The organism is Paracidovorax cattleyae (assembly GCF_900104515.1).
Lineage (GTDB): Bacteria > Pseudomonadota > Gammaproteobacteria > Burkholderiales > Burkholderiaceae_C > Paracidovorax > Paracidovorax cattleyae.
This window is the reverse complement of sequence record NZ_FNJL01000008.1, coordinates 109,438-128,445: the sequence shown is the minus strand read 5'-3', so window position 1 is coordinate 128,445 and position 19,008 is coordinate 109,438. Positions and strand designations below refer to the sequence as shown.

Annotated in this window: 27 protein-coding genes and 1 tRNA gene; 2 read left to right on the top strand and 26 right to left on the bottom strand. The window is 65.5% G+C overall.

The window, feature by feature from the left end; all coding sequences use genetic code 11:
- Nucleotides 1-34: 34 nt before the first annotated feature.
- Nucleotides 35-973 carry an NAD(P)-dependent oxidoreductase gene (locus BLR05_RS08520; protein ID WP_092833697.1) on the top strand — a complete coding sequence of 313 codons (939 nt, stop codon included), beginning with the start codon at nt 35-37 and terminating at the stop codon, nt 971-973.
- A gap of 82 nt (nt 974-1,055) precedes the next feature.
- On the opposite strand, the gene BLR05_RS08515 is transcribed toward BLR05_RS08520, so the two are convergent.
- The 3 genes from BLR05_RS08515 to BLR05_RS08505 form a co-directional block, all read right to left on the bottom strand.
- Nucleotides 1,056-1,712 (bottom strand): BON domain-containing protein, encoded by a 657-nt coding sequence (locus BLR05_RS08515; protein ID WP_092833695.1) that lies wholly within the window; start codon nt 1,710-1,712, stop codon nt 1,056-1,058.
- Complete coding sequence (locus tag BLR05_RS08510; RefSeq protein ID WP_092833692.1) at nt 1,709-2,311, bottom strand: SIS domain-containing protein; 603 nt, start codon at nt 2,309-2,311, stop codon at nt 1,709-1,711. Before BLR05_RS08510 ends, BLR05_RS08515 begins: the two co-directional genes overlap by 4 nt.
- A gap of 71 nt (nt 2,312-2,382) precedes the next feature.
- A complete protein-coding gene (locus BLR05_RS08505) occupies nt 2,383-2,793 on the bottom strand; it encodes a YraN family protein (protein ID WP_092833690.1) in 411 nt (136 codons plus the stop codon).
- On the opposite strand from BLR05_RS08505, the gene rsmI reads away from it, so the two are divergent.
- On the top strand, nt 2,793-3,755 hold the full coding sequence (gene rsmI / locus BLR05_RS08500; RefSeq protein ID WP_092833688.1) for a 16S rRNA (cytidine(1402)-2'-O)-methyltransferase: 963 nt from the start codon (nt 2,793-2,795) through the stop codon (nt 3,753-3,755). The genes BLR05_RS08505 and rsmI overlap by 1 nt on opposite strands.
- Before the next feature lie 9 nt (nt 3,756-3,764).
- Here rsmI and BLR05_RS08495 read toward each other — a convergent pair whose 3' ends face one another.
- From BLR05_RS08495 to BLR05_RS08385, 23 genes are all read right to left on the bottom strand, one after another.
- Nucleotides 3,765-5,015: an Hsp70 family protein gene (locus BLR05_RS08495; protein ID WP_167361221.1), complete on the bottom strand. Its 1,251-nt coding sequence runs from the start codon at nt 5,013-5,015 to the stop codon at nt 3,765-3,767.
- A gap of 161 nt (nt 5,016-5,176) precedes the next feature.
- Nucleotides 5,177-5,253: transfer RNA gene (locus tag BLR05_RS08490), tRNA-Met, on the bottom strand.
- 19 nt (nt 5,254-5,272) lie between these two features.
- The gene (rplQ, locus tag BLR05_RS08485; protein WP_053842691.1) at nt 5,273-5,677 is read right to left on the bottom strand and encodes a 50S ribosomal protein L17; all 405 of its coding nucleotides are present in this window, start codon (nt 5,675-5,677) and stop codon (nt 5,273-5,275) included.
- Between the two features lie 98 nt (nt 5,678-5,775).
- A complete protein-coding gene (locus BLR05_RS08480) occupies nt 5,776-6,768 on the bottom strand; it encodes a DNA-directed RNA polymerase subunit alpha (RefSeq protein WP_011793801.1) in 993 nt (330 codons plus the stop codon).
- Nucleotides 6,769-6,879: 111 nt separating this feature from the next.
- Complete coding sequence (rpsD, locus tag BLR05_RS08475) at nt 6,880-7,503, bottom strand: 30S ribosomal protein S4 (RefSeq protein ID WP_019699981.1); 624 nt, start codon at nt 7,501-7,503, stop codon at nt 6,880-6,882.
- Between the two features lie 105 nt (nt 7,504-7,608).
- Nucleotides 7,609-8,013 (bottom strand): 30S ribosomal protein S11, encoded by a 405-nt coding sequence (rpsK, locus tag BLR05_RS08470; RefSeq protein ID WP_011793799.1) that lies wholly within the window; start codon nt 8,011-8,013, stop codon nt 7,609-7,611.
- 18 nt (nt 8,014-8,031) lie between these two features.
- Complete coding sequence (rpsM, locus tag BLR05_RS08465; RefSeq protein ID WP_011793798.1) at nt 8,032-8,397, bottom strand: 30S ribosomal protein S13; 366 nt, start codon at nt 8,395-8,397, stop codon at nt 8,032-8,034.
- A gap of 21 nt (nt 8,398-8,418) precedes the next feature.
- Nucleotides 8,419-8,532: a 50S ribosomal protein L36 gene (gene rpmJ, locus BLR05_RS08460; protein WP_011793797.1), complete on the bottom strand. Its 114-nt coding sequence runs from the start codon at nt 8,530-8,532 to the stop codon at nt 8,419-8,421.
- A gap of 145 nt (nt 8,533-8,677) precedes the next feature.
- Nucleotides 8,678-9,997: a preprotein translocase subunit SecY gene (secY, locus tag BLR05_RS08455; RefSeq protein ID WP_019699980.1), complete on the bottom strand. Its 1,320-nt coding sequence runs from the start codon at nt 9,995-9,997 to the stop codon at nt 8,678-8,680.
- A gap of 27 nt (nt 9,998-10,024) precedes the next feature.
- Nucleotides 10,025-10,456, bottom strand: a complete 432-nt coding sequence (rplO, locus tag BLR05_RS08450; RefSeq protein ID WP_013593077.1) for a 50S ribosomal protein L15 — start codon at nt 10,454-10,456, stop codon at nt 10,025-10,027.
- 10 nt (nt 10,457-10,466) lie between these two features.
- Complete coding sequence (rpmD, locus tag BLR05_RS08445) at nt 10,467-10,649, bottom strand: 50S ribosomal protein L30 (protein ID WP_013593076.1); 183 nt, start codon at nt 10,647-10,649, stop codon at nt 10,467-10,469.
- 14 nt (nt 10,650-10,663) lie between these two features.
- On the bottom strand, nt 10,664-11,182 hold the full coding sequence (rpsE, locus tag BLR05_RS08440; RefSeq protein ID WP_092833684.1) for a 30S ribosomal protein S5: 519 nt from the start codon (nt 11,180-11,182) through the stop codon (nt 10,664-10,666).
- A gap of 16 nt (nt 11,183-11,198) precedes the next feature.
- Nucleotides 11,199-11,564 (bottom strand): 50S ribosomal protein L18, encoded by a 366-nt coding sequence (gene rplR, locus BLR05_RS08435; RefSeq protein WP_011793792.1) that lies wholly within the window; start codon nt 11,562-11,564, stop codon nt 11,199-11,201.
- 11 nt (nt 11,565-11,575) lie between these two features.
- A complete protein-coding gene (gene rplF, locus BLR05_RS08430; protein ID WP_092833682.1) occupies nt 11,576-12,109 on the bottom strand; it encodes a 50S ribosomal protein L6 in 534 nt (177 codons plus the stop codon).
- Between the two features lie 23 nt (nt 12,110-12,132).
- Complete coding sequence (gene rpsH, locus BLR05_RS08425; RefSeq protein WP_011793790.1) at nt 12,133-12,528, bottom strand: 30S ribosomal protein S8; 396 nt, start codon at nt 12,526-12,528, stop codon at nt 12,133-12,135.
- Nucleotides 12,529-12,548: 20 nt separating this feature from the next.
- Nucleotides 12,549-12,854, bottom strand: a complete 306-nt coding sequence (gene rpsN / locus BLR05_RS08420; RefSeq protein ID WP_013593072.1) for a 30S ribosomal protein S14 — start codon at nt 12,852-12,854, stop codon at nt 12,549-12,551.
- A 9-nt stretch (nt 12,855-12,863) separates the two neighbouring features.
- The gene (gene rplE / locus BLR05_RS08415; RefSeq protein ID WP_011793788.1) at nt 12,864-13,403 is read right to left on the bottom strand and encodes a 50S ribosomal protein L5; all 540 of its coding nucleotides are present in this window, start codon (nt 13,401-13,403) and stop codon (nt 12,864-12,866) included.
- A 9-nt stretch (nt 13,404-13,412) separates the two neighbouring features.
- On the bottom strand, nt 13,413-13,733 hold the full coding sequence (rplX, locus tag BLR05_RS08410) for a 50S ribosomal protein L24 (RefSeq protein WP_013593071.1): 321 nt from the start codon (nt 13,731-13,733) through the stop codon (nt 13,413-13,415).
- Between the two features lie 9 nt (nt 13,734-13,742).
- On the bottom strand, nt 13,743-14,111 hold the full coding sequence (gene rplN, locus BLR05_RS08405; protein ID WP_092833680.1) for a 50S ribosomal protein L14: 369 nt from the start codon (nt 14,109-14,111) through the stop codon (nt 13,743-13,745).
- Between the two features lie 190 nt (nt 14,112-14,301).
- Nucleotides 14,302-15,894: a glycerol-3-phosphate dehydrogenase/oxidase gene (locus BLR05_RS08400; protein ID WP_092833678.1), complete on the bottom strand. Its 1,593-nt coding sequence runs from the start codon at nt 15,892-15,894 to the stop codon at nt 14,302-14,304.
- A 151-nt stretch (nt 15,895-16,045) separates the two neighbouring features.
- Nucleotides 16,046-17,779 carry an ABC transporter substrate-binding protein gene (locus BLR05_RS08395; RefSeq protein WP_092833676.1) on the bottom strand — a complete coding sequence of 578 codons (1,734 nt, stop codon included), beginning with the start codon at nt 17,777-17,779 and terminating at the stop codon, nt 16,046-16,048.
- A gap of 91 nt (nt 17,780-17,870) precedes the next feature.
- Entirely contained in the window at nt 17,871-18,179 is a 309-nt protein-coding gene (locus BLR05_RS08390; protein WP_092833674.1) for a DUF2160 domain-containing protein, read from the bottom strand.
- A 12-nt stretch (nt 18,180-18,191) separates the two neighbouring features.
- Nucleotides 18,192-19,004, bottom strand: a complete 813-nt coding sequence (locus BLR05_RS08385) for a carbohydrate ABC transporter permease (RefSeq protein WP_092833672.1) — start codon at nt 19,002-19,004, stop codon at nt 18,192-18,194.
- Nucleotides 19,005-19,008: the final 4 nt, after the last annotated feature.

Below are 19,008 nucleotides of genomic sequence, written 5' to 3'. Positions count from 1 at the left end.
CACCTTTTCCGGAACCTCGACAGGAGACCTCCACATGCCCTCCAGCACCGCATCGCGCAGCTACGACACCATCCCATCGCGCAGGGTCGCCTTCCTGGGACTGGGCGTCATGGGCCACCCGATGGCGGGCCACCTGGCCCTCGCCGGCCACCAGGTGACTGTCTTCAACCGCACCCCCGCCAAGGCCGCGGCATGGTGCGAGGAATTCCGCGCATCCGCCGGCGCACGGCAGGCAGCCACCCCGCGCGAGGCCGCGCAGGGGGCGGAGATCGTGTTCTGCTGCGTGGGCAACGACGACGACCTGCGCTCGGTCGTGCTCGGGGCCGACGGCGCCTTCGCCGGCATGCAGCCGGGCGCGGTCTTCGTGGACCACACCACCGCGTCCGCCGAGGTCGCGCGCGAACTGGCCCAGGCCGCCCGCACGCTGGGCCTGCGCTTCATCGATGCCCCCGTCTCAGGCGGACAGGCTGGCGCGCAGAACGGCCAGCTCACCGTCATGTGCGGCGGCGACGCCGAAGCATTCGACAACGTGCGCCCCGTGGCGATGGCGTTCTCGCGCGCCTTCACGCGCATCGGCGACAGCGGCGCCGGGCAGCTCGCCAAGATGGTCAACCAGATCTGCATCGCGGGCATCGTCCAGGGCCTGTCGGAAGCGATCGCCTTCGGCCAGCACGCCGGGCTGGACATGCCCCTGGTGCTCGACGTGATCGGCAAGGGCGCCGCGCAAAGCTGGCAGATGGACAACCGCGGCAAGACCATGGTGGAAGGCCGCTTCGACTTCGGCTTCGCCGTGGACTGGATGCGCAAGGACCTCGGGCTGGTGCTGGACGAGGCCCACCGCAACGGAGCGCGCCTGCCCCTCACCGCGCTCGTGGACCAGTTCTACGCCGACGTGCAGCAGTCCGGCGGCGGACGCTGGGACACGTCGAGCCTGATCACCCGCCTGGACGTGAAAAAGCCGAGGAACGGCTGAATACGGCGCACGAAACCCGCACGGCCTCACCCGTCAGAGGGCCGCGGAGCAGGCCCTCAGAGGCATCAGGAGGGTGTCCCCCTTATTTCGAATCCGTGGTGACCGGCGCAGGCCCCTGGGGCTGCTGCGAGAAGCCGCGCGCCAGTTCCTGCTCCGAGACGATCTCGAACACACGCACCACCTTGCGCACGTCGTTCACGCCGCGCGCGATCTCCGTGGCACGGTCCGCCTCGCGCTGCGTCACGCGGCCCATCAGATAGACGGTGTTGCGCTCCGTCACCACCTTGAAGGCGGTGGCGAAGATGTCCTTGGCGTCCACCAGGCTCGCGCGCACCTTGCCGGTGATGAGCGTGTCGTTGGCGCGCTGCGAGAGCGTGCTGGCCGACATCACCGCCAGGTCGTTCACCACCGAGCGCACGTTCTCGACGGTCAGCACCGTCTGCTCCACCCGCTCCTTGTCCTGCTGCGACGGCACTTCGCCCGTCAGCAACACCTGCCGGTTGTAGCTGGTCACGTTCACGTGCACCCGCTCCCCGAAGGTGTCGCGCAGGCGGTTGCCGGCACGCAGCTCGATGGTTTCGTCCTCGACCTGCGTGCCGGCGGTGCGCCGGTCCGCGGCCATCATGGTGCCTACGGCGGCACCGCCGATCACCAGCGGGGCGCATGCGGAAAGCACGGTTCCGAGCGCGACGGCGGCCAGCACGGCGCCAGTGGTTCGGGTCAATGTCTGCAAGGTCATAGCGGTATCTCCTGTTCACCAAATAACTGGGCATCCACCCCATCGCACAGGCAGTGCAGCACCAGCGCATGCACTTCGCGCACACGGGCCGCGCGGTCGTGAGGCACCTCGATCAGGACATCCGTCTCGCGCAGCAACCCGGCCAGCGCAGCGCCGCTCCGCCCGGTGAGGGCGATCACGGTCATGTCGCGCTCGTGCGCGGACTGGATGGCCTCCACCAGCGCGGCATCGGTGGCCGCGCTGCCGTCGGCCAGGGCCAGCAGCACATCACCCGCCTGGCCGAGGGCCCTCACCTGTCGCGCCAGCACCTGCGCGTCGCCGCCGGGCATGCCGGGGGCGGACCAGAGCGCGTCCGGCTCCAGCGCGACGGCAGCCAGCTCGGGCCGCTCCCTCTCGAAACCGGCCACACAGAGCGCCGCGAACTGCCGTGCCTGCGCGGAGGCCGCACCGCTGCCGCAGGCCAGCACCTTGGCTCCGCTGGTGACGCACGCCAGAATGGCCTGCACGGCCGCCCCGATGGGTTGACTGAGGAGTTGCGCGGCCTGGTACTTGAGATCCGCGCTGTCGATGAAATGCTGTTGGATGCGTTGCTCGAGCATGTACGCCGATGATACCCGCCGGGTGTTATCGCTTTGGCAGCAAGGCGTTGGCGCGGCCTGCGGCCGCCGCGCTAGCCGGCATCGAACGCGGCCTGCAGCCACTGCACCGCGTCGCCATTCACCAGCACGGCATCGAAGCGGCACGGCGGCAGCGACGGCCAGCGCAGCAGGTAGTGCCGCGCCGCGAACACGATCCGCCGCCGCTTGGCTGCGCCGATGCTGGCGCCCGCGCCGCCATAGGCATCGCTCGCGCGGCTGCGCACCTCCACGAAGACCAGCGTACCGTCGCGGTCGCGCAGGATCAGGTCGATCTCCCCGCCTCCACGGCCCGGCGTCCGATAATTGCGCGCCAGCAGCCGCAGGCCGGCAGCCTGCAGATGGTCCAGTGCGCGGTCCTCCGCGGCCATGCCCGCTGCCCGCGTCGTCGTGGTCTTTCGCGCGGCTCCGTCCGTGCCGCCGGTCTTTTTTTCAAGGATTCCCATTGAGCGCCTCTTTCGCCTCCGCCCTGTCCGCCGCGCGCGACGCGGCCGCAGCGCAGCATTATCCGCAGGGCGCCCTCTACGTCGTCGCGACCCCGATCGGCAACCTCGCGGACATCACCTTGCGCGCCCTGCACGTGTTGCAGCTGGCCGACGCCGTCGCCTGCGAGGACACCCGCCACACGCAGTCCCTGCTGCGCGCCTACGGCATCGACAAGGCCCCGTCGCAGTGGATGGCCGTGCACCAGCATAACGAAGCCGAGGCGGCGCAGGCCGTCGTGCAGCGGCTGCAGCGCGGCGAGCGCGTCGCCTACGTGAGCGACGCCGGCACCCCGGGCGTGAGCGACCCGGGAGCCCGGCTCGTCGCCGCCGTGCAGGCGGCCGGGCTGCGCGCGCTGCCGCTGCCCGGCGCGAGCAGCGTGACGGCCGCTCTCAGCGTGGCGGGCGCCCTCGATGCCGGTGCGGCCTCCCACCGGCCGCTGGCCGGGGGATTTCTCTTCGCCGGGTTCCTGCCCACGCGCGCCTCGGAGCGCCAGGCCGCCGTCCAGGCCCTCGCGGCCGAACACCGCTGCACCGTCCTGCTGGAAGCGCCCCACCGCATCGCCGACCTCGCGGCGGCGCTGGCGCCCCTGGGTGACCGGCAGGTCACCCTGGCACGGGAGATCACCAAGCAGTTCGAGGAAATCGCCACCCTGCCCGCACAGGCCCTCGCCGCCTGGCTGGGAGAAGAAGGAAGCTCGCGCATGCGCGGGGAATTCGCCATCGTCGTGCATCCCGCGGCCGTGCCCGGAGGCGATGACCACCCCGCCACCACCGCCGGCCTGCGCATCCTGCGCCAGCTGCTGGCCGAGCTGCCCGTCAAGACCGCCGTCCGGCTGGCGGCCGAGATCAGCGGAGCGCCGCGCAACACGCTCTACGACGCGGCGCTGGCCATGAAGAAGGAAGACGCCGCCGGGGGCGGCTGACCGGCCGCCTCAGGAGCGGACGGTGTAGGCCAGCCCGGAGGCCACGCCGCCGAACAGGTCCCCTTCGACCTGGGGCACGCCGGGAAACGCCACGGCCAGCGCATCCCGCAAGGGCCTGAGGGCGGAGGAGCCGCCCGTGAGGTAGAGCGCGTCCACGCCCCGGGCCCCGAGATCGGCCGCGGCAAGGCACTCCGAAGCGCACCGCACCACCTCCTGCAGCGGTAACTGCAGCGTGCCCGCCAGCGAGACCGGGGTGATGGTCGCCTCGAGGTCCCGCTCCAGCCATCCGAGCGGCAGCGCCGCTGGCGCCCCGGTGCTCGAGACATCGATCTTCGCCTGCTCCACGGCCTGCGCCAGGCGATGCCCCCACCGGTCCGAGAGCACGGCCATCAACCGGTCGTGCAGGCGGGCGTCGCGGTAGTCCGGGCGCAGCCCCTTCGCCTCCGCGAGCGCCTTGGGGCTGTAAAGCCACTGGATCAGATGCCAGGTCGAGAGGTCGAAGAAGATGCGGCTGGGCACCTCCCGCCCCGATGGCCCGTGGTGCCCGAGGCCGAGCAGGGGCATCACGTGCGAGCGGCTGAGGCGCTGGTCGAAATCCGTGCCGCCCAGGTGCACGCCGGCGGTGGCGAGCACATCGCCACTGCGGTCGGCGCGGCGTGAGCGTTCCGGCCCGAGCAGGACCACCGTGAAGTCGGATGTCCCCCCACCGATGTCCACCACCAGCACGCGCGTTTCCCGATCCACGCGCTGTTCGTAATCGAGCGCCGCCGCGATGGGTTCGAGCTGGAAGGAGATATCCGCGAAGCCGGCCATTTCCGCGGCCCGCCGCAGCGCGCCCTCCGCCAGGGCATCCCGCGCCGGATCACCGTCCACGAAATGCACCGGCCGCCCCAGCACGACATGCGCGGGAGCGTCGCCCACCACGGCCTGTGCGCGCTGCGCCATCGTTCGCAGGAACAGCGCGATGATGTCCTGGTAGCTCATCAGCGCTCCCTGCACCGCCGTCTTCTCCTCCAGCAGAGCGCTGCCCAGCAGGCTCTTGAGCGAACGCATCAACCGCCCCTCGGTGCCCGCCAGGTACTGGGCGATCGCATCCCGGCCCACGTGCGTGCGGGACTCTTCGGTGTTGAAGAACATCGCCGTCGGCAGCGTGTGGAAGGACTGCTCCACGGGCACCATCCGTGCCGCCTCCCCGTCGCGCCGAACCGCCAGCGCGGAATTGGAAGTGCCGAAGTCGATGCCAAGGGTCAGCGGGCGCATGGGATTCGAAAAGCAGAAATGGAAACAACGGCGGGCACGGGGCCGCAGGGACCGCACCCAATGCGGGAGCATGCCGCAGAGCGTGGCCGATGCGCCGGCAGCGCAAAAACAAAAACGCCCACTGGAGAGTGGGCGTTTTCGACAGTGCGAAGCACTTGTGTTGGTTGCGCGAGAAGGATTTGAACCTCCGACCTTTGGGTTATGAGCCCAACGAGCTACCAGACTGCTCCATCGCGCGGCAAGAAATGAATTATAGCTTACTTTGCGGCGTCTGCGGAAGAATCTTCAGAAACTTCTGCGACTTCCGGGCGCTCGACGAATTCGACGAAGGCCATGGGGGCGTTGTCGCCCACGCGGTAACCCATCTTCAGGATGCGGGTGTAGCCACCGGGGCGGGCCTTGAACAGGGGACCGAGCACGTTGAACAGCTTGGTCACGCTGTCGCGGTCGCGCAGACGGTCGAAGGCCAGGCGGCGGTTCGCCACCGTGTCTTCCTTGGCCAGGGTGATCATGGGCTCGATCACGCGGCGCAGTTCCTTGGCCTTGGGGACCGTGGTCTTGATGGCCTCGTGCTCGATGAGCGAGTTCATCATGTTCTGCAGCATCGCGAGGCGGTGCGAGCTGGTGCGGTTCAGTTTACGGAGTCCGTGTCCGTGGCGCATGGTGCTTTTCCTTATCAGTCAATTAAAACGGGCAGCCGTATCAGGTACTGCCCGCAGCACTGGTTCCCCGAAATGGAGAACCGGAGATTATAGAACGATCAGCGCTTGTCGAGGCCAGCCGGGGGCCAGTTCTCGAGCTTCATGCCCAGCGTCAGGCCGCGCGAAGCCAGTACTTCCTTGATCTCGTTGAGCGACTTGCGGCCCAGGTTCGGGGTCTTGAGCAGCTCGTTCTCGGTACGCTGGATCAGGTCGCCGATGTAGTAGATGTTCTCGGCCTTCAGGCAGTTGGCCGAGCGCACGGTGAGTTCCAGCTCGTCCACGGGGCGCAGCAGGATCGGATCGAACGTGGCGCTGCCGCGCGGGCCGGCCGGCGTGTCGAATGCAGCCAGTTCGCCGCCTTCGAGCTGCGCGAAGACCGCGAGCTGCTCGACCAGGATCTTGGCGGAGGCGCGCACGGCGTCTTCCGCGGTGATCGCACCATTGGTCTCGATCTCGACCACCAGCTTGTCCAGGTCGGTGCGCTGCTCGACGCGGGCGCTCTCGACCGTGTAGCTCACACGCTTGACCGGCGAGAAGGATGCGTCCAGCACGATGCGGCCGATCGACTTGGTCGATTCGTCGGCATAGCGGCGCAGGTTGCCCGGCACATAGCCGCGGCCCTTCTCCACCTTGATCTGCATGTCCAGCTTGCCGCCTTGCGACAGATGGGCGATCACGTGGTCGGGATTGACGATTTCCACGTCGTGCGGCGTCTGGATGTCGCGCGCGGTGACCACGCCCTCGCCATCCTTGCGCAGGCTCAGCGTGACCTCGTCGCGGTTGTGGAGCTTGAACACCACGCCCTTCAGGTTCAGCAGAATGTTCACGACATCTTCCTGAACGCCGTCGATGGACGAGTACTCATGGAGCACGCCGGCGATCGTCACTTCAGTTGCTGCGTAACCCACCATGGACGACAGCAGCACGCGGCGGATGGCGTTGCCGAGCGTGTGCCCGTAACCGCGCTCGAAGGGCTCCAGCGCGACCTTGGCGCGGTTGTGTCCGAGCTGCTCGACGTTGATCGTCTTGGGTTTCAGCAAATTGGTTTGCATGCAGACTTCCTCTCAATACCCCCAGCTCGTTACACCGGTAAGGCTGGCGAAGCACCCGCACCGCGATGCCTCGCGGTGCGGGAAACAATTGCGATCGATGAACGCTGTGGATTAGCGCGAGTACAACTCAACGATCAGGGATTCGTTGATGTCTGCACCGAACTCATCGCGGTCGGGAGCCTTCTTGAAGATCCCTTCGGCCTTGTCGGCGTTGACTTCCACCCAGGCAGGCATGCCGACCTGCTGTGCCAGCTGCAGGGCTTCCGCGATGCGGGTCTGCTTCTTGGACTTCTCGCGCACGGCCACGACATCGCCGGGCTTCACGAGGTAGGACGCGATGTTCACGGACTGGCCGTTCACCGTGATGGCCTTGTGGGACACCAGTTGGCGCGCTTCGGCGCGGGTGGAGCCGAAGCCCATGCGGTACACCACGTTGTCCAGGCGGGACTCGAGCAGCGACAGCAGGTTGGCACCGGTGTTGCCCTTGCGGCGGTCAGCGGCTTCGAAGTAGCGGCGGAACTGCTTTTCCAGCACGCCGTACATGCGCTTGACCTTCTGCTTCTCGCGCAGCTGCAGACCGAAGTCGGAGGTGCGGGCGCCGGAGGTGCGGCCGTGCTGGCCGGGCTTGGAGTCGAACTTGGCCTTGTCCGCGATGGAGCGGCGTGCGCTCTTCAGGAACAGGTCGGTGCCTTCACGGCGGGAGAGTTTGGCCTTGGGGCCGAGATAACGTGCCACTTGAGCTTCCTTGAAATGTCATCTGCCGCGCCAAAAAACGCGGGAGCCACCCGCACCATGCCTTGCGGCATGCGCCCGGGTGGCGGTGGGCTTACGCAAAAAAAATCAGATACGACGGCGCTTTTGCGGACGGCAGCCGTTGTGGGGGACCGGCGTCACGTCGGAGATGGACGTGATGCGGATGCCCAGGGCGCCCAGTGCGCGCACCGACGACTCGCGACCCGGGCCGGGGCCCTTGATCTCGACGTCGAGGTTCTTGATGCCTTGCTCGATCGCGGCGCGACCGGCCACTTCGGAAGCCACCTGGGCTGCGAAGGGCGTCGACTTGCGCGAACCCTTGAAGCCCTGGCCACCCGAAGAGGCCCAGGACAGGGCGTTGCCCTGGCGGTCCGTGATCGTGATGATCGTGTTGTTGAACGAAGCGTGCACGTGCGCGATGCCGTCGGAAACGTTCTTGCGAACCTTCTTGCGCACACGCTGCGCTGCGTTATTGGCGGGAGACTTTGCCATGTGGATCTTTCAATCTGCTTATTTCTTGAGCGCTGCGGCACCCTTGCGCGGACCCTTGCGGGTGCGGGCGTTCGTGCGGGTGCGCTGACCACGCATCGGCAGACCACGGCGATGGCGGAAACCACGGTAGCAGCCGATGTCCATCAGGCGCTTGATGTTCATCGTGGTTTCGCGGCGCAGATCACCCTCGATGGTGAACTGTGCGATCTGGTCGCGGATTTTTTCGAGATCACCGTCCGTCAGATCCTTGATCTTTTTGGAGTAGGCGATGCCGCAGGCTTCGCAGATCTTGCGAGCGCGCGTGCGTCCGATGCCGAAGATAGCCGTCAGGCCGATTTCAGCATGCTGATGCGGCGGAATGTTGATGCCAGCGATACGTGCCATTTGCGTCCTCTAAACTTTCAATCAACCTTGGCGCTGCTTGTGGCGCATGTCGGTGCAGATGACCCGCACGACACCCTTGCGGCGGATGATCTTGCAGTTGCGGCAGATTTTCTTGACCGAAGCCGAAACTCTCATTTCACTCTCCTAAAACTAGTCCATTCGTTCCGGCCACGCGCGGAACACATTTGCGTGCCCGCGATGGATCGATGGGCATCATTAACCGTCATATGCTGGAGGCGAACCCGCGATTGTAGCGGATACGCTTCCAGTTCGCCAGACCTCAGGTGCCTGGTGTTGCCTTGAAGTTGGCCTTCTTGAGCAACGACTCGTACTGCTGGGACATCATGTAGTTCTGCACCTGGGCCATGAAGTCCATGGTGACGACCACGATGATCAGCAGGGACGTGCCGCCGAAATAGAACGGCACGTTGTACTTCAAGATCAGGAACTCCGGCAGCAGGCAGACGAAAGTGATGTACACCGCGCCGGCCAGCGTCAGCCGCACCAGGATCTTGTCGATATAGCGTGCCGTCTGCTCGCCGGGACGGATCCCGGGAATGAAGGCACCGCTCTTCTTCAGGTTGTCTGCCGTCTCGCGGCTGTTGAACACCAGCGCCGTGTAGAAGAAGCAGAAGAACACGATGGCTGCCGCATAGAACATCACGTAGACGGGCTGGCCAGGAGTCAGCGCACCGGAGATGTCACGCAGCCAGCGCATCGATTCGCCAGCACTGAACCAGTTCACGATCGTGGCAGGCAGCAGGATGATCGACGACGCGAAGATCGGCGGAATCACGCCAGCCATGTTCAGCTTGAGCGGCAGGTGCGACGACTGGCCCCCGTAGACCTTGTTGCCCACCTGGCGGCGCGCATAGTTCACGAGGATCTTGCGCTGCCCGCGTTCGACGAACACCACGAAGTAGGTCACCGCCGCCACCAGCAGCACGATGAAGATCGCCGCCAGGATGCTCATCGCACCCGTGCGCACCAGCTCCAGCAGGCCACCGATGGAACTCGGCAGGCCGGCCGCGATGCCGGAGAAGATCAGGATCGAGATGCCGTTGCCCAGGCCACGCTCGGTGATCTGCTCGCCAAGCCACATGAGGAACATGGTGCCGGCCGTCAGGCTGACCACCGCGGTGAGGCGGAAGCCGAAGCCCGGACTCAGCACGAGGCCGGCGGAGCTCTCCAGCGCCACGGCGATGCCGAGCGACTGGAAAATGGCCAGGCCCAGCGTTCCGTAGCGCGTGTACTGGGTGATCTTGCGGCGTCCGGCCTCGCCTTCCTTCTTCAATTGCTCGAAGGTGGGAAGGACATAGGTCATCAACTGCATGATGATCGATGCCGAGATGTACGGCATGATCCCCAGTGCGAACACCGTGAAGCGGGACAGGGCCCCGCCCGAGAACATGTTGAACAGGTTCAGGATACCGCCATGCTGGCCACTGAACAGCTGCTGCAGCTGGGCCGGATCGATGCCCGGCACCGGGATGTGCGCCCCGATGCGATAGACGATCAGGGCCAGCAGCAGGAAAACCAGCCGGCGACGCAGGTCGCCGAATTTACCGGTCTTTGCAATCGACGCTGCGCTGGTAGCCACGAATGCGTTCCTTCTTCAGGGTACCGTTCAGGCCAGGCTGCCGCCGGCTGCCTCGATGGCCGCCTTCGCGCCCGCCGTGGCACCGATGCCGTTCAGCTTCACGGCCTTGGTGAGCTCACCGCTCTTGATGACCTTGACCACCTTGGCCAGCTGGCCCACCACGCCGGCGCTCTTGAGCGCTGCGAGGTCGACTTCGGCCAGGCCGAGCTGCTCGAGCGTGCCCAGGGTCACTTCGGCGTTGAACTTCAGCAGGTGCGACTTGAAGCCGCGCTTGGGCAGACGGCGCTGCAGGGGCATCTGGCCGCCTTCGAAGCCCACCTTGTGGTAGCCACCCGAACGCGACTTCTGGCCCTTGTGGCCGCGGCCTGCGGTCTTGCCCAGGCCGGAGCCGATGCCACGGCCTACACGGCGCTTGGCATGCTTCGCGCCTTCTGCGGGCTTGATGCTATTGAGTTCCATCATCAACCTCTCAGAGGACCTTGACCAGATAGCTGATCTTGTTGATCATGCCGCGCACTTCGGGGCTGTCCTTGAGCTCGCTGATGCTGTTCAGCTTGCGCAGGCCCAGGCCACGGACGGTGGCGCGGTGCGATTCCTTGGTGCCGATGGGGCTGCGCACCAGTTGAATCTTGACGGTTTGTTGCGTAGTCATTTGCAGAGCTCCGTTCAGGCGAAGATGTCTTCGACCGACTTGCCGCGCTTGGCAGCCACTTCCGAGGGGGTCGTGGAGTTCACCAGCGCGTCGAACGTGGCGCGGACCATGTTGTAGGGGTTCGACGAACCATGGCTCTTGGCCACGATGTCGGTGATACCCACCACTTCGAACACGGCACGCATCGGGCCGCCGGCGATGATGCCGGTACCCTTGGGAGCCGGATGCAGTTCGACCGACGCGGCACCGTGGTGACCCTTCACCGAGTGGTGAATGGAGCCGTTCTTGAGCGAAACCTTCACCAGGTTGCGACGGCATTCTTCCATCGCCTTTTGCACGGCAGCAGGCACTTCCTTGGACTTGCCCTTGCCCATGCCCACGCGGCCATCACCGTCGCCGACCACCGTCAGTGCAGCGAAGCCGAGGATACGGCCGCCCTTCACGACTTTGGTCACGCGGTTGACCGCGATCATCTTCTCGCGCATCCCGTCGTCTTGTCCTTCGGTCTGCACTTTGGGTTGAAACTTAGCCATTTTCTATTCGCTCCGCTTAGAACTGCAGACCGGCTTCACGCGCGGCTTCTGCGAGGGCCTTCACGCGGCCGTGATATGCGAATCCAGCGCGATCGAATGCGACTTTCTCGATGCCGGCAGCCTTCGCCTTTTCAGCGATGCGCTTGCCGATCATCTGGGCCGCGGCGGCATTGCCACCCTTGCCCGAACCGCCCAGCTCCTTGCGCACTTCGGCTTCCGCCGTGGATGCGCTGGCAAGCACGCGGCTGCCGTCTTCGGAGATGACGCTGGCGTAGATGTGGAGGTTCGTGCGGTTCACCGTCAGACGGACCACGCCTTGCTGTGCAATGCGGATACGGGTCTGGCGCGAACGACGAAGACGCTGCTCTTTCTTGGTCAACATGCTGCAGCTCCTTACTTCTTCTTGGTCTCTTTGATCGTGACCTTTTCATCCGAATAACGGATGCCCTTGCCCTTGTAGGGCTCGGGAGGACGAACGGCACGGATTTCGGCAGCCAGCTGGCCGACGCGTTGGCGGTCAGCGCCCTTGATCACGATTTCCGTGGGGGTCGGCGTGGCCACCGTGATGCCGGCGGGCATGTCGAAGTTCACGGGGTGCGAGTAGCCGACGGCCAGGTTCAGCTTGGCGCCCGAAGCCTGGGCCTTGTAGCCCACGCCGATCAGGTTCAGCTTCTTCTCGAAGCCCTTGCTGACGCCCACCACCATGTTGTTCACGAGCTGGCGGATGGTGCCGCTCATGGCATTGGCTTCGCGGGAATCGTTGACAGGCTCGAAGCTGAGCTTGCCTTCCTTGTTGGCAATCTTGACCAGGCGATTCTGCGCCACGGACAGCGTACCGCCCGAGCCCTTCACGCTGATCTGTTGTTCCGTGATGGACACATCGACCCCATTGGGGATGGCCACCGGCATTTTTCCTACGCGGGACATTTCAGTTTCTCCTCGATGCCACGTTAAGCGACGTAGCAAAGCACTTCGCCGCCGACGCCGGTGGCACGTGCCTTGCGATCCGTCATCACGCCCTTGGGCGTGGTGACGATGGCAACGCCCAGGCCGTTCATGACCTGGGGGATGGAGTCGCGACCCTTGTACACGCGCAGGCCGGGACGGCTTACGCGCTCGATGCGCTCGATCACCGGACGGCCGGCGTAGTACTTCAGGGAAATTTCGAGTTCGGACTTGTTGCCTTCGGACTTCACTTCGAAGCCGTCGATGTAACCCTCGTCCTTCAGCACCTGCGCGATGGCGATCTTCACTTTGGAAGAAGGCACGGAAACGGTGGCCTTGGACACCATTTGCGCATTGCGGATGCGGGTCAGCAAGTCGGCGATGGGATCACTCATGCTCATGTTGGTTCTCTCCTGCCTGCTTACCAGCTGGCCTTGGTGACACCCGGGATGTCACCGGCAAACGCCAGTTCACGGATCTTGGCGCGTGCCAGACCGAATTGACGGAACGTGCCACGGGGACGGCCCGTGATTTCGCAGCGGTTGCGCTGGCGCGTCGGGTTGGCGTTGCGGGGAAGCTTCTGCAGGCCGAGGCGGGCGGCTTCACGCTCCTCGTCGCTGCGCTTGGCGTCGCCGGCGATGGCCTTCAGTTCCGCATACTTCGCGGCGTACTTGGCTGCCAGTTTTTCGCGCTTCAGTTCGCGCTGGATCAAAGCTACTTTAGCCATACGCTGCCTTTAGTTCTTGAAGGGGAAACGGAAACCGGCGAGAAGGGCCTTGGCCTCTTCGTCCGACTTGGCCGTCGTGGTGATGCTGATGTTCAGGCCGCGCAGGGCATCCACCTTGTCGTATTCGATTTCGGGGAAGATGATCTGCTCTTTGACGCCGATGTTGTAGTTGCCGCGGCCGTCGAAGGCGCGGCCGGAGATACCACGGAAGTCACGGACGCGGGGCAGTGCCACGGTCACGAAACGGTCCAGGAATTCGTACATCTGGACGCCGCGCAGCGTGACCATGCAGCCGATGGCCTGGCCTTCGCGGATCTTGAAGCCGGCGATGGCCTTCTTGGCCTTCGTCACGACGGGCTTCTGGCCGGCGATCTTCGTCAGGTCGGCCACGGCGTTGTCCATGACCTTCTTGTCGGACACCGCTTCGCTCACACCCATGTTCAGGGTGATCTTCGTGAGGCGCGGGACCTCCATCGGCGAGGTGTAGCCGAACTGCTTGGTGAGTTCGGGAACGATCTTTTCGCGGTAGTGTTGTTGCAGTCGTGCCATGTTGACTCCTTAGGCCGCCTTGATTTCAGCGCCGCTGGACTTGAACACGCGAACGCGCGAACCATCCGCCTGCACCTTGATGCCCACGCGATCGGCCTTGCCCGTGGCAGCGTTGAAAATGGCCACGTTGGACTGGTGGATGGGCATGGCCTTTTCCACGATGCCGCCGGTCGTACCCTTCATGGGGTTCGGCTTCACGTGCTTCTTGACCAGGTTGATGCCGTCGATGACCAGATGGGAGTCATCCTTGCGCAGCGACACAGTGCCGCGCTTGCCCTTGTCGCGCCCGGTAAGCACGATCACTTCGTCGCCCTTGCGAATCTTGTTCATGGCGCGTCCTCAGAGAACTTCGGGAGCCAGGGACACGATCTTCATGAAGCGCTCGTTACGCAGTTCACGCGTCACGGGGCCGAAGATGCGGGTGCCGATGGGCTCCAGCTTTGCATTCAGCAACACTGCTGCGTTGCCGTCGAATTTGACGAGCGAACCGTCGCCGCGACGGATGCCCTTGGCAGTGCGGACCACCACTGCGCTGTAAACCTCGCCCTTTTTGACGCGGCCACGCGGAGCGGCTTCCTTGATGCTCACCTTGATGATGTCGCCCACGCTGGCATAGCGACGCTTGGAGCCACCCAGCACCTTGATGCACAGGACGGACTTCGCGCCGGTGTTGTCGGCAACGTCTAACCGAGTTTCTGTCTGGATCATGTGAATATTCCCAACTTGCACCAGAAGATCGACAGCCCTGGAAACCTCGCAGGGCTGCTTATCAGCCAGTCAGTCTTGGGCCCGTCGTCCGCGGTGCAAACCATTTGCGCCGCTTCCCGCTGGGCAGAAATCCGCGTAGAGAAACGCGAAGCCCTCGATTCTTTCAAAAAACCAAAGGCGTGTCAAGCAGTTAGCGCGGCACGGAGAGGTACTGCGCCGCCAGGGCCTCGAAGTCTGCGAGCGCGGGGTCCCTGCCGAGCTCTTCCTGGAGGATGGCGGCCACGTCCGATGCGATCCCGAGGGCGCGGGCGGCGTCGAGGAACAGCATCCGGCAGCGGCGCGACAGCATGTCCTCGACCGTGCGGGCATATTCATGGCGTGCGGCGAAGCGGACCATCGCCTCGGACAATCCCGGCGCCAGCCAGCGCTGGGCACCGGGGAGATTCTCCAGGAACGGGGCCTCGGATCCGTAGGAATGCGGCCCCTGGGCCTCGTCCATGCCGTGTCGGACGGCTCCCTCGGGTGCGCCCACCACCGGCAGGTGCTGGGTGACGCCGCCGGCGCGGGCCGCAAGCAGGCCGGCATCGAAGCATTTTTGCAACACATCCTCCGCCATGGCACGGTAAGTGGTCCATTTCCCGCCGGTCACGGTGACCAGTCCGCTGGGGCTGGCCAGCACGGTGTGCTCGCGGCTGATGCCCTTGGTGCTGCCGCCCTCGTCGTCCGGCGGCCGGACGAGCGGGCGAAGGCCCACCCAGATGCTGCGCACATCCGCCGCGGAAGGCGCGCGGGTGAGGTAGCGGGCCGACTCGCTCAGGATGAAATCGGCCTCTTCCCGGAAAGGCAGGGGTTCGCGTTCGAGGTCCTGCCGGGGGCTGTCGGTGGTTCCGAGGATGACCTTCCCGAGCCAGGGCACGGCGAACAGGACGCGGCCGTCGGCCGTCTTCGGGACCATCATGGCATGGTCGGAGGGCAGGAACTCCCGGTCCACGACGACGTGCACGCCCTGGCTGGGGGCCACGATGGGCGTGACCGGGCGGCCGAGTGCTTCGGCGTCCTGGCGCAGCAGCCCGTCCACCCACACACCGGTCGCGTTGACCACGCAGCGCGCACGCACGGTGTAGCGGGTGCCGGTTTCCACGTCCTCGCAGAGCAGGCCCGCCACCTTGCCGTTTTCATGGATGAGTTCGCGGGCGGGGCAATAGTTGACCAGCAGCGCGCCGCGGAGCGCGGCCGTGCGCGCCAGCGCCAGCGCCAGCCGGGCGTCGTCGAACTGGCCGTCCCAATACTTGACGCCGCCCCGCAGCCCTTCGCGCCGCACGGTGGGCAGCAGGCGCAGGGTGCCCTCGCGGCCGAGGAATTCGGTGGCGCCCAGGCCGGCGCGGCCCGCCAGCAGGTCGTAGGCCTTCAGGCCCACTCCGTAGAACGGCGTCTCCCACAGGTGGTAGGAAGGCATGACGAACGGCAGGGGCTGGGCCAGGTGGGGCGCATTGCCCAGCAGGGTCGTGCGCTCGTGGAGCGCCTCGCGCACCAGGGAGATGTTGCCCTGGGCCAGGTAGCGCACGCCGCCATGCACCAGCTTGGTGGCGCGCGACGAGGTGCCCTTGGCGAAGTCATGGGATTCCACGAGCACGACGCTGAAGCCGCGCGCGGCAGCGTCGAGCGCCACGCCGAGCCCCGTGGCGCCCCCCCCGATGACCGCCAGGTCGTACTGCCGGGGTTCGGCAAGCCGCGCCAGGAGCTGGGCGCGCACGGTGGGCTGGGGCGTGTTCGGGGAGGTCATGGGATGGATTGTCCATTCAACCGGGGTGAGTTTCAGGGTTTACCCTGATGCCACCCCGCAAAGGCAGGTCTCCCGCGCGACCCCGGGGACAGGGCCGGGCGGGAGACCGGAGAAAGAAAGTGGCGGCCCGCGCCCGGGCCGCCGCCGGTCGTCAGCGCACCTTGCCGTCCTTCCAGGCCTGCAGCAGGCGGTCGTAGGCGATGGTTTCACCCTTCGGCTTTTCGTTGGCCAGCTTCTTCCAGGGGGCGTGCTCGTCGCTCAGCCACTTGGCGGGGTCACCCTTGGGGTTGAGCTTGGGCGCGCAGTGGGCCATGCCGGCGCGCTGCAGGCGGGCCATCACCTGGTCCATTTCCTCGGCGAGGTTGTCCATGGCACCCTGCGGGGTCTTCTCGCCCGTGACGGCCTGGGCCACGTTCTTCCACCAGAGCTGCGCGAGCTTGGGGTAGTCGGGCACGTTGTTGCCGGTGGGGGTCCAGGCGACACGCGCCGGGCTGCGGTAGAACTCCACCAGGCCGCCCAGCTTGGGCGCCGCGTCGGTCATGGCCTTGGAACGGATGTCGGACTCGCGGATCGGCGTCAGGCCCACCAGGGTCTTCTTGAGGGACGTGGTCTTGGCGGTGACGAACTGCGCGTAGAGCCAGGCGGCGGCCGTGCGGTTGGCGTCGTGGTCCTTGAAGAAGGTCCAGCTGCCCACGTCCTGGTAGCCGTTCTGCATGCCGTCCTTCCAGTACGGACCGTTGGGGCCGGGGGCCATGCGCCACTTCGGCGTGCCGTCGGCATTCACCACGGGCAGGCCGGGCTTGACCATGTCGGCGGTAAAGGCGGTGTACCAGAAGATCTGCTGGGCGATTTGGCCCTGCGCGGGCACGGGGCCGGATTCGCCGAAGGTCATGCCCATGGCTTCCTTGGGCGCGTACTTCTTCATCCAGTCGATGTACTTGGTCAGTGCATAGACGGCCGCAGGCGAGTTGGTGGCGCCGCCGCGCGAGACGGATGCGCCGACCGGCGTGCACTTGTCGTCGGCCACGCGGATGCCCCATTCATCGACGGGCATGCCGTTGGGGATGCCCTTGTCGGCGGCACCGGCCATGGAGAGCCAGGCATCGGTGAAGCGCCAGCCCAGCGACGGATCCTTCTTGCCGTAGTCCATATGGCCGTAGATGGGCTTGCCGTCGATCTGCTTGACGTCGCTGCTGAAGAACTCTGCGATGTCTTCGTAGGCGCTCCAGTTCTGCGGCACGCCCAGCTCATAGCCGTACTTGGCCTTGAACTTGTCCTTCAGGTCCTTGCGCTCGAACAGGTCGGCGCGGAACCAGTAGAGGTTGGCGAACTGCTGGTCGGGCAGTTGGTACATCTGGCCGTCGGGCGCGGTGGTGAAGCTCGTGCCGATGAAGTCCTTGATGTCGATGCCGGGGTTGGTCCACTCCTTGCCCGCCTTGGCCATGTAGTCGGTGAGCGACATGATCTTGCCGTAGCGGTAGTGCGTGCCGATCAGGTCGGAGTCGGAGATCCAGCCGTCGTAGATGGACTTGCCGGACTGCATGGAGGTCTGCAGCTTCTCGACCACATCGCCTTCCTGGATCAGGTCGTGCTTGACCTTGATGCCGGTGATCTCCTCGAAGGCCTTGGCCAGCGTCTTGGACTCGTATTCATGCGTGGTGAGGGTTTCGGAGACGACCGAGATGTCCTTCACGCCTTTGGCCTGCAGCTTCTTGGCGGCGTCGATGAACCACTTCATCTCGGCCATCTGCTGGTCCTTGCTGAGCGTCGAAGGCTGGAATTCGCTGTCGATCCACTTCTTGGCCTCCGCCTCGCCGGCCCATGCGGCCTGCCCGATCACCAGGGCCGTGGCGGCGAACGCCAGGGCGGTCAAACGCATCTTCATGACTGTCTCCTTGTTAGGTGGGTGTCCCCTGCTGCCGTTGCAACCGGCCGGCGGCCCCGGGGAGCGGGGGGCTGCGCGTCCGCGGAAAAAATCAGCCTTTGCGCAGGATCAGCGCGAGGACCAGCATCGACAGCACGAAGCTGATCCAGACGGAAGGCTCCTGCTCCAGCTTGAACCATTCGGCGAACCTGGCGCCCAGGCCCACGAAGATGAGGTTGATGTAGGCGGCCGAGAGCAGGCCGATGAAGAGCCGGTCGCCGCGCGTGGTGGCGATGGGCAGGAAGCCCTTGCGCAAGGTGGTGGGGGACTTGACCTCCCACACGGCCATCCCGGCGAGCATGAGCACGATGCCAACGAAGAACACGGCCACCGGGGTGGTCCACGCCATCCAATCGAACATGGCTTATTCCTTTCAGACGCGTCCCATCGCGAATCCCTTCGCGATGTAGTGGCGCACGAACCAGATCACGATGGCCCCCGGCACGATGGTGAGCACGCCGGCAGCGGCGAGCGTGGCCCAGTCCATGCCCGAGGCGCTCACCGTGCGCGTCATGGTCGCCACGATGGGCTTGGCGTTCACGCTGGTGAGCGTTCGCGCCAGCAGCAGCTCCACCCAGCTGAACATGAAGCAGAAGAACGCGGCCACGCCCACGCCGGCCTTGATGAGCGGCAGGAAGATGGTGAAGAAGAAGCGCGGGAAGCTGTAGCCGTCGATGTAGGCGGTCTCGTCGATCTCGCGCGGGATGCCGCTCATGAAGCCCTCCAGGATCCACACGGCCAGCGGCACGTTGAACAGCAGGTGCGCCAGCGCCACGGCGATGTGCGTGTCCATGAGGCCCACGGTGGTGTAGAGCTGGAAGAAGGGCAGCAGGAACACGGCCGGCGGCGTCATGCGGTTGGTCAGCAGCCAGAAGAAGACGTGCTTGTCGCCCATGAACTGGTAGCGGCTGAAGGCGTAGGCCGCCGGCAGCGCCACGGCCAGCGAGATCACCGTGTTCATCGCCACGTAGATCAGGCTGTTGATGTAGCCCGAGTACCAGGACTCGTCGGTGAAGATGGTCCTGTAGTTGTCCCAGGTGAAGTGCTGGGGCCAGAACGTGAACGTGGAGAGTATCTCGGCGTTGGTCTTGAAGCTCATGTTGACCATCCAGTAGATGGGCAGCAGGGCGAAGACCAGGTAGGCCAGCAGGAAGATGGTGCGTTTGCGGAAGCGGCGCTCAGTCATGGCG

Coding starts and splice junctions, on each gene's coding strand:
- BLR05_RS08505 (WP_092833690.1), bottom strand. CDS start 2,793: ATGGGAATCCTTGAAAAAAAGACCGGCGGCACGGACGGAGCCGCGCGA.
- BLR05_RS08390 (WP_092833674.1), bottom strand. CDS start 18,179: ATGTTCGATTGGATGGCGTGGACCACCCCGGTGGCCGTGTTCTTCGTT.
- rpsN (WP_013593072.1), bottom strand. CDS start 12,854: ATGGCTAAAGTAGCTTTGATCCAGCGCGAACTGAAGCGCGAAAAACTG.
- rplE (WP_011793788.1), bottom strand. CDS start 13,403: ATGGCACGACTGCAACAACACTACCGCGAAAAGATCGTTCCCGAACTC.
- rplQ (WP_053842691.1), bottom strand. CDS start 5,677: ATGCGCCACGGACACGGACTCCGTAAACTGAACCGCACCAGCTCGCAC.
- BLR05_RS08385 (WP_092833672.1), bottom strand. CDS start 19,004: ATGACTGAGCGCCGCTTCCGCAAACGCACCATCTTCCTGCTGGCCTAC.
- rpmD (WP_013593076.1), bottom strand. CDS start 10,649: ATGACTACGCAACAAACCGTCAAGATTCAACTGGTGCGCAGCCCCATC.
- rplX (WP_013593071.1), bottom strand. CDS start 13,733: ATGAACAAGATTCGCAAGGGCGACGAAGTGATCGTGCTTACCGGGCGC.
- rplO (WP_013593077.1), bottom strand. CDS start 10,456: ATGGAACTCAATAGCATCAAGCCCGCAGAAGGCGCGAAGCATGCCAAG.
- BLR05_RS08515 (WP_092833695.1), bottom strand. CDS start 1,712: ATGACCTTGCAGACATTGACCCGAACCACTGGCGCCGTGCTGGCCGCC.
- BLR05_RS08495 (WP_167361221.1), bottom strand. CDS start 5,015: ATGCGCCCGCTGACCCTTGGCATCGACTTCGGCACTTCCAATTCCGCG.
- rplF (WP_092833682.1), bottom strand. CDS start 12,109: ATGTCCCGCGTAGGAAAAATGCCGGTGGCCATCCCCAATGGGGTCGAT.
- rpmJ (WP_011793797.1), bottom strand. CDS start 8,532: ATGAGAGTTTCGGCTTCGGTCAAGAAAATCTGCCGCAACTGCAAGATC.
- rplN (WP_092833680.1), bottom strand. CDS start 14,111: ATGATCCAGACAGAAACTCGGTTAGACGTTGCCGACAACACCGGCGCG.
- rpsH (WP_011793790.1), bottom strand. CDS start 12,528: ATGAGCATGAGTGATCCCATCGCCGACTTGCTGACCCGCATCCGCAAT.
- rpsE (WP_092833684.1), bottom strand. CDS start 11,182: ATGGCTAAGTTTCAACCCAAAGTGCAGACCGAAGGACAAGACGACGGG.
- BLR05_RS08520 (WP_092833697.1), top strand. CDS start 35: ATGCCCTCCAGCACCGCATCGCGCAGCTACGACACCATCCCATCGCGC.
- BLR05_RS08395 (WP_092833676.1), bottom strand. CDS start 17,779: ATGAAGATGCGTTTGACCGCCCTGGCGTTCGCCGCCACGGCCCTGGTG.
- BLR05_RS08510 (WP_092833692.1), bottom strand. CDS start 2,311: ATGCTCGAGCAACGCATCCAACAGCATTTCATCGACAGCGCGGATCTC.
- BLR05_RS08400 (WP_092833678.1), bottom strand. CDS start 15,894: ATGACCTCCCCGAACACGCCCCAGCCCACCGTGCGCGCCCAGCTCCTG.
- BLR05_RS08480 (WP_011793801.1), bottom strand. CDS start 6,768: ATGCAAACCAATTTGCTGAAACCCAAGACGATCAACGTCGAGCAGCTC.
- rpsK (WP_011793799.1), bottom strand. CDS start 8,013: ATGGCAAAGTCTCCCGCCAATAACGCAGCGCAGCGTGTGCGCAAGAAG.
- rplR (WP_011793792.1), bottom strand. CDS start 11,564: ATGTTGACCAAGAAAGAGCAGCGTCTTCGTCGTTCGCGCCAGACCCGT.
- rpsM (WP_011793798.1), bottom strand. CDS start 8,397: ATGGCACGTATCGCTGGCATCAACATTCCGCCGCATCAGCATGCTGAA.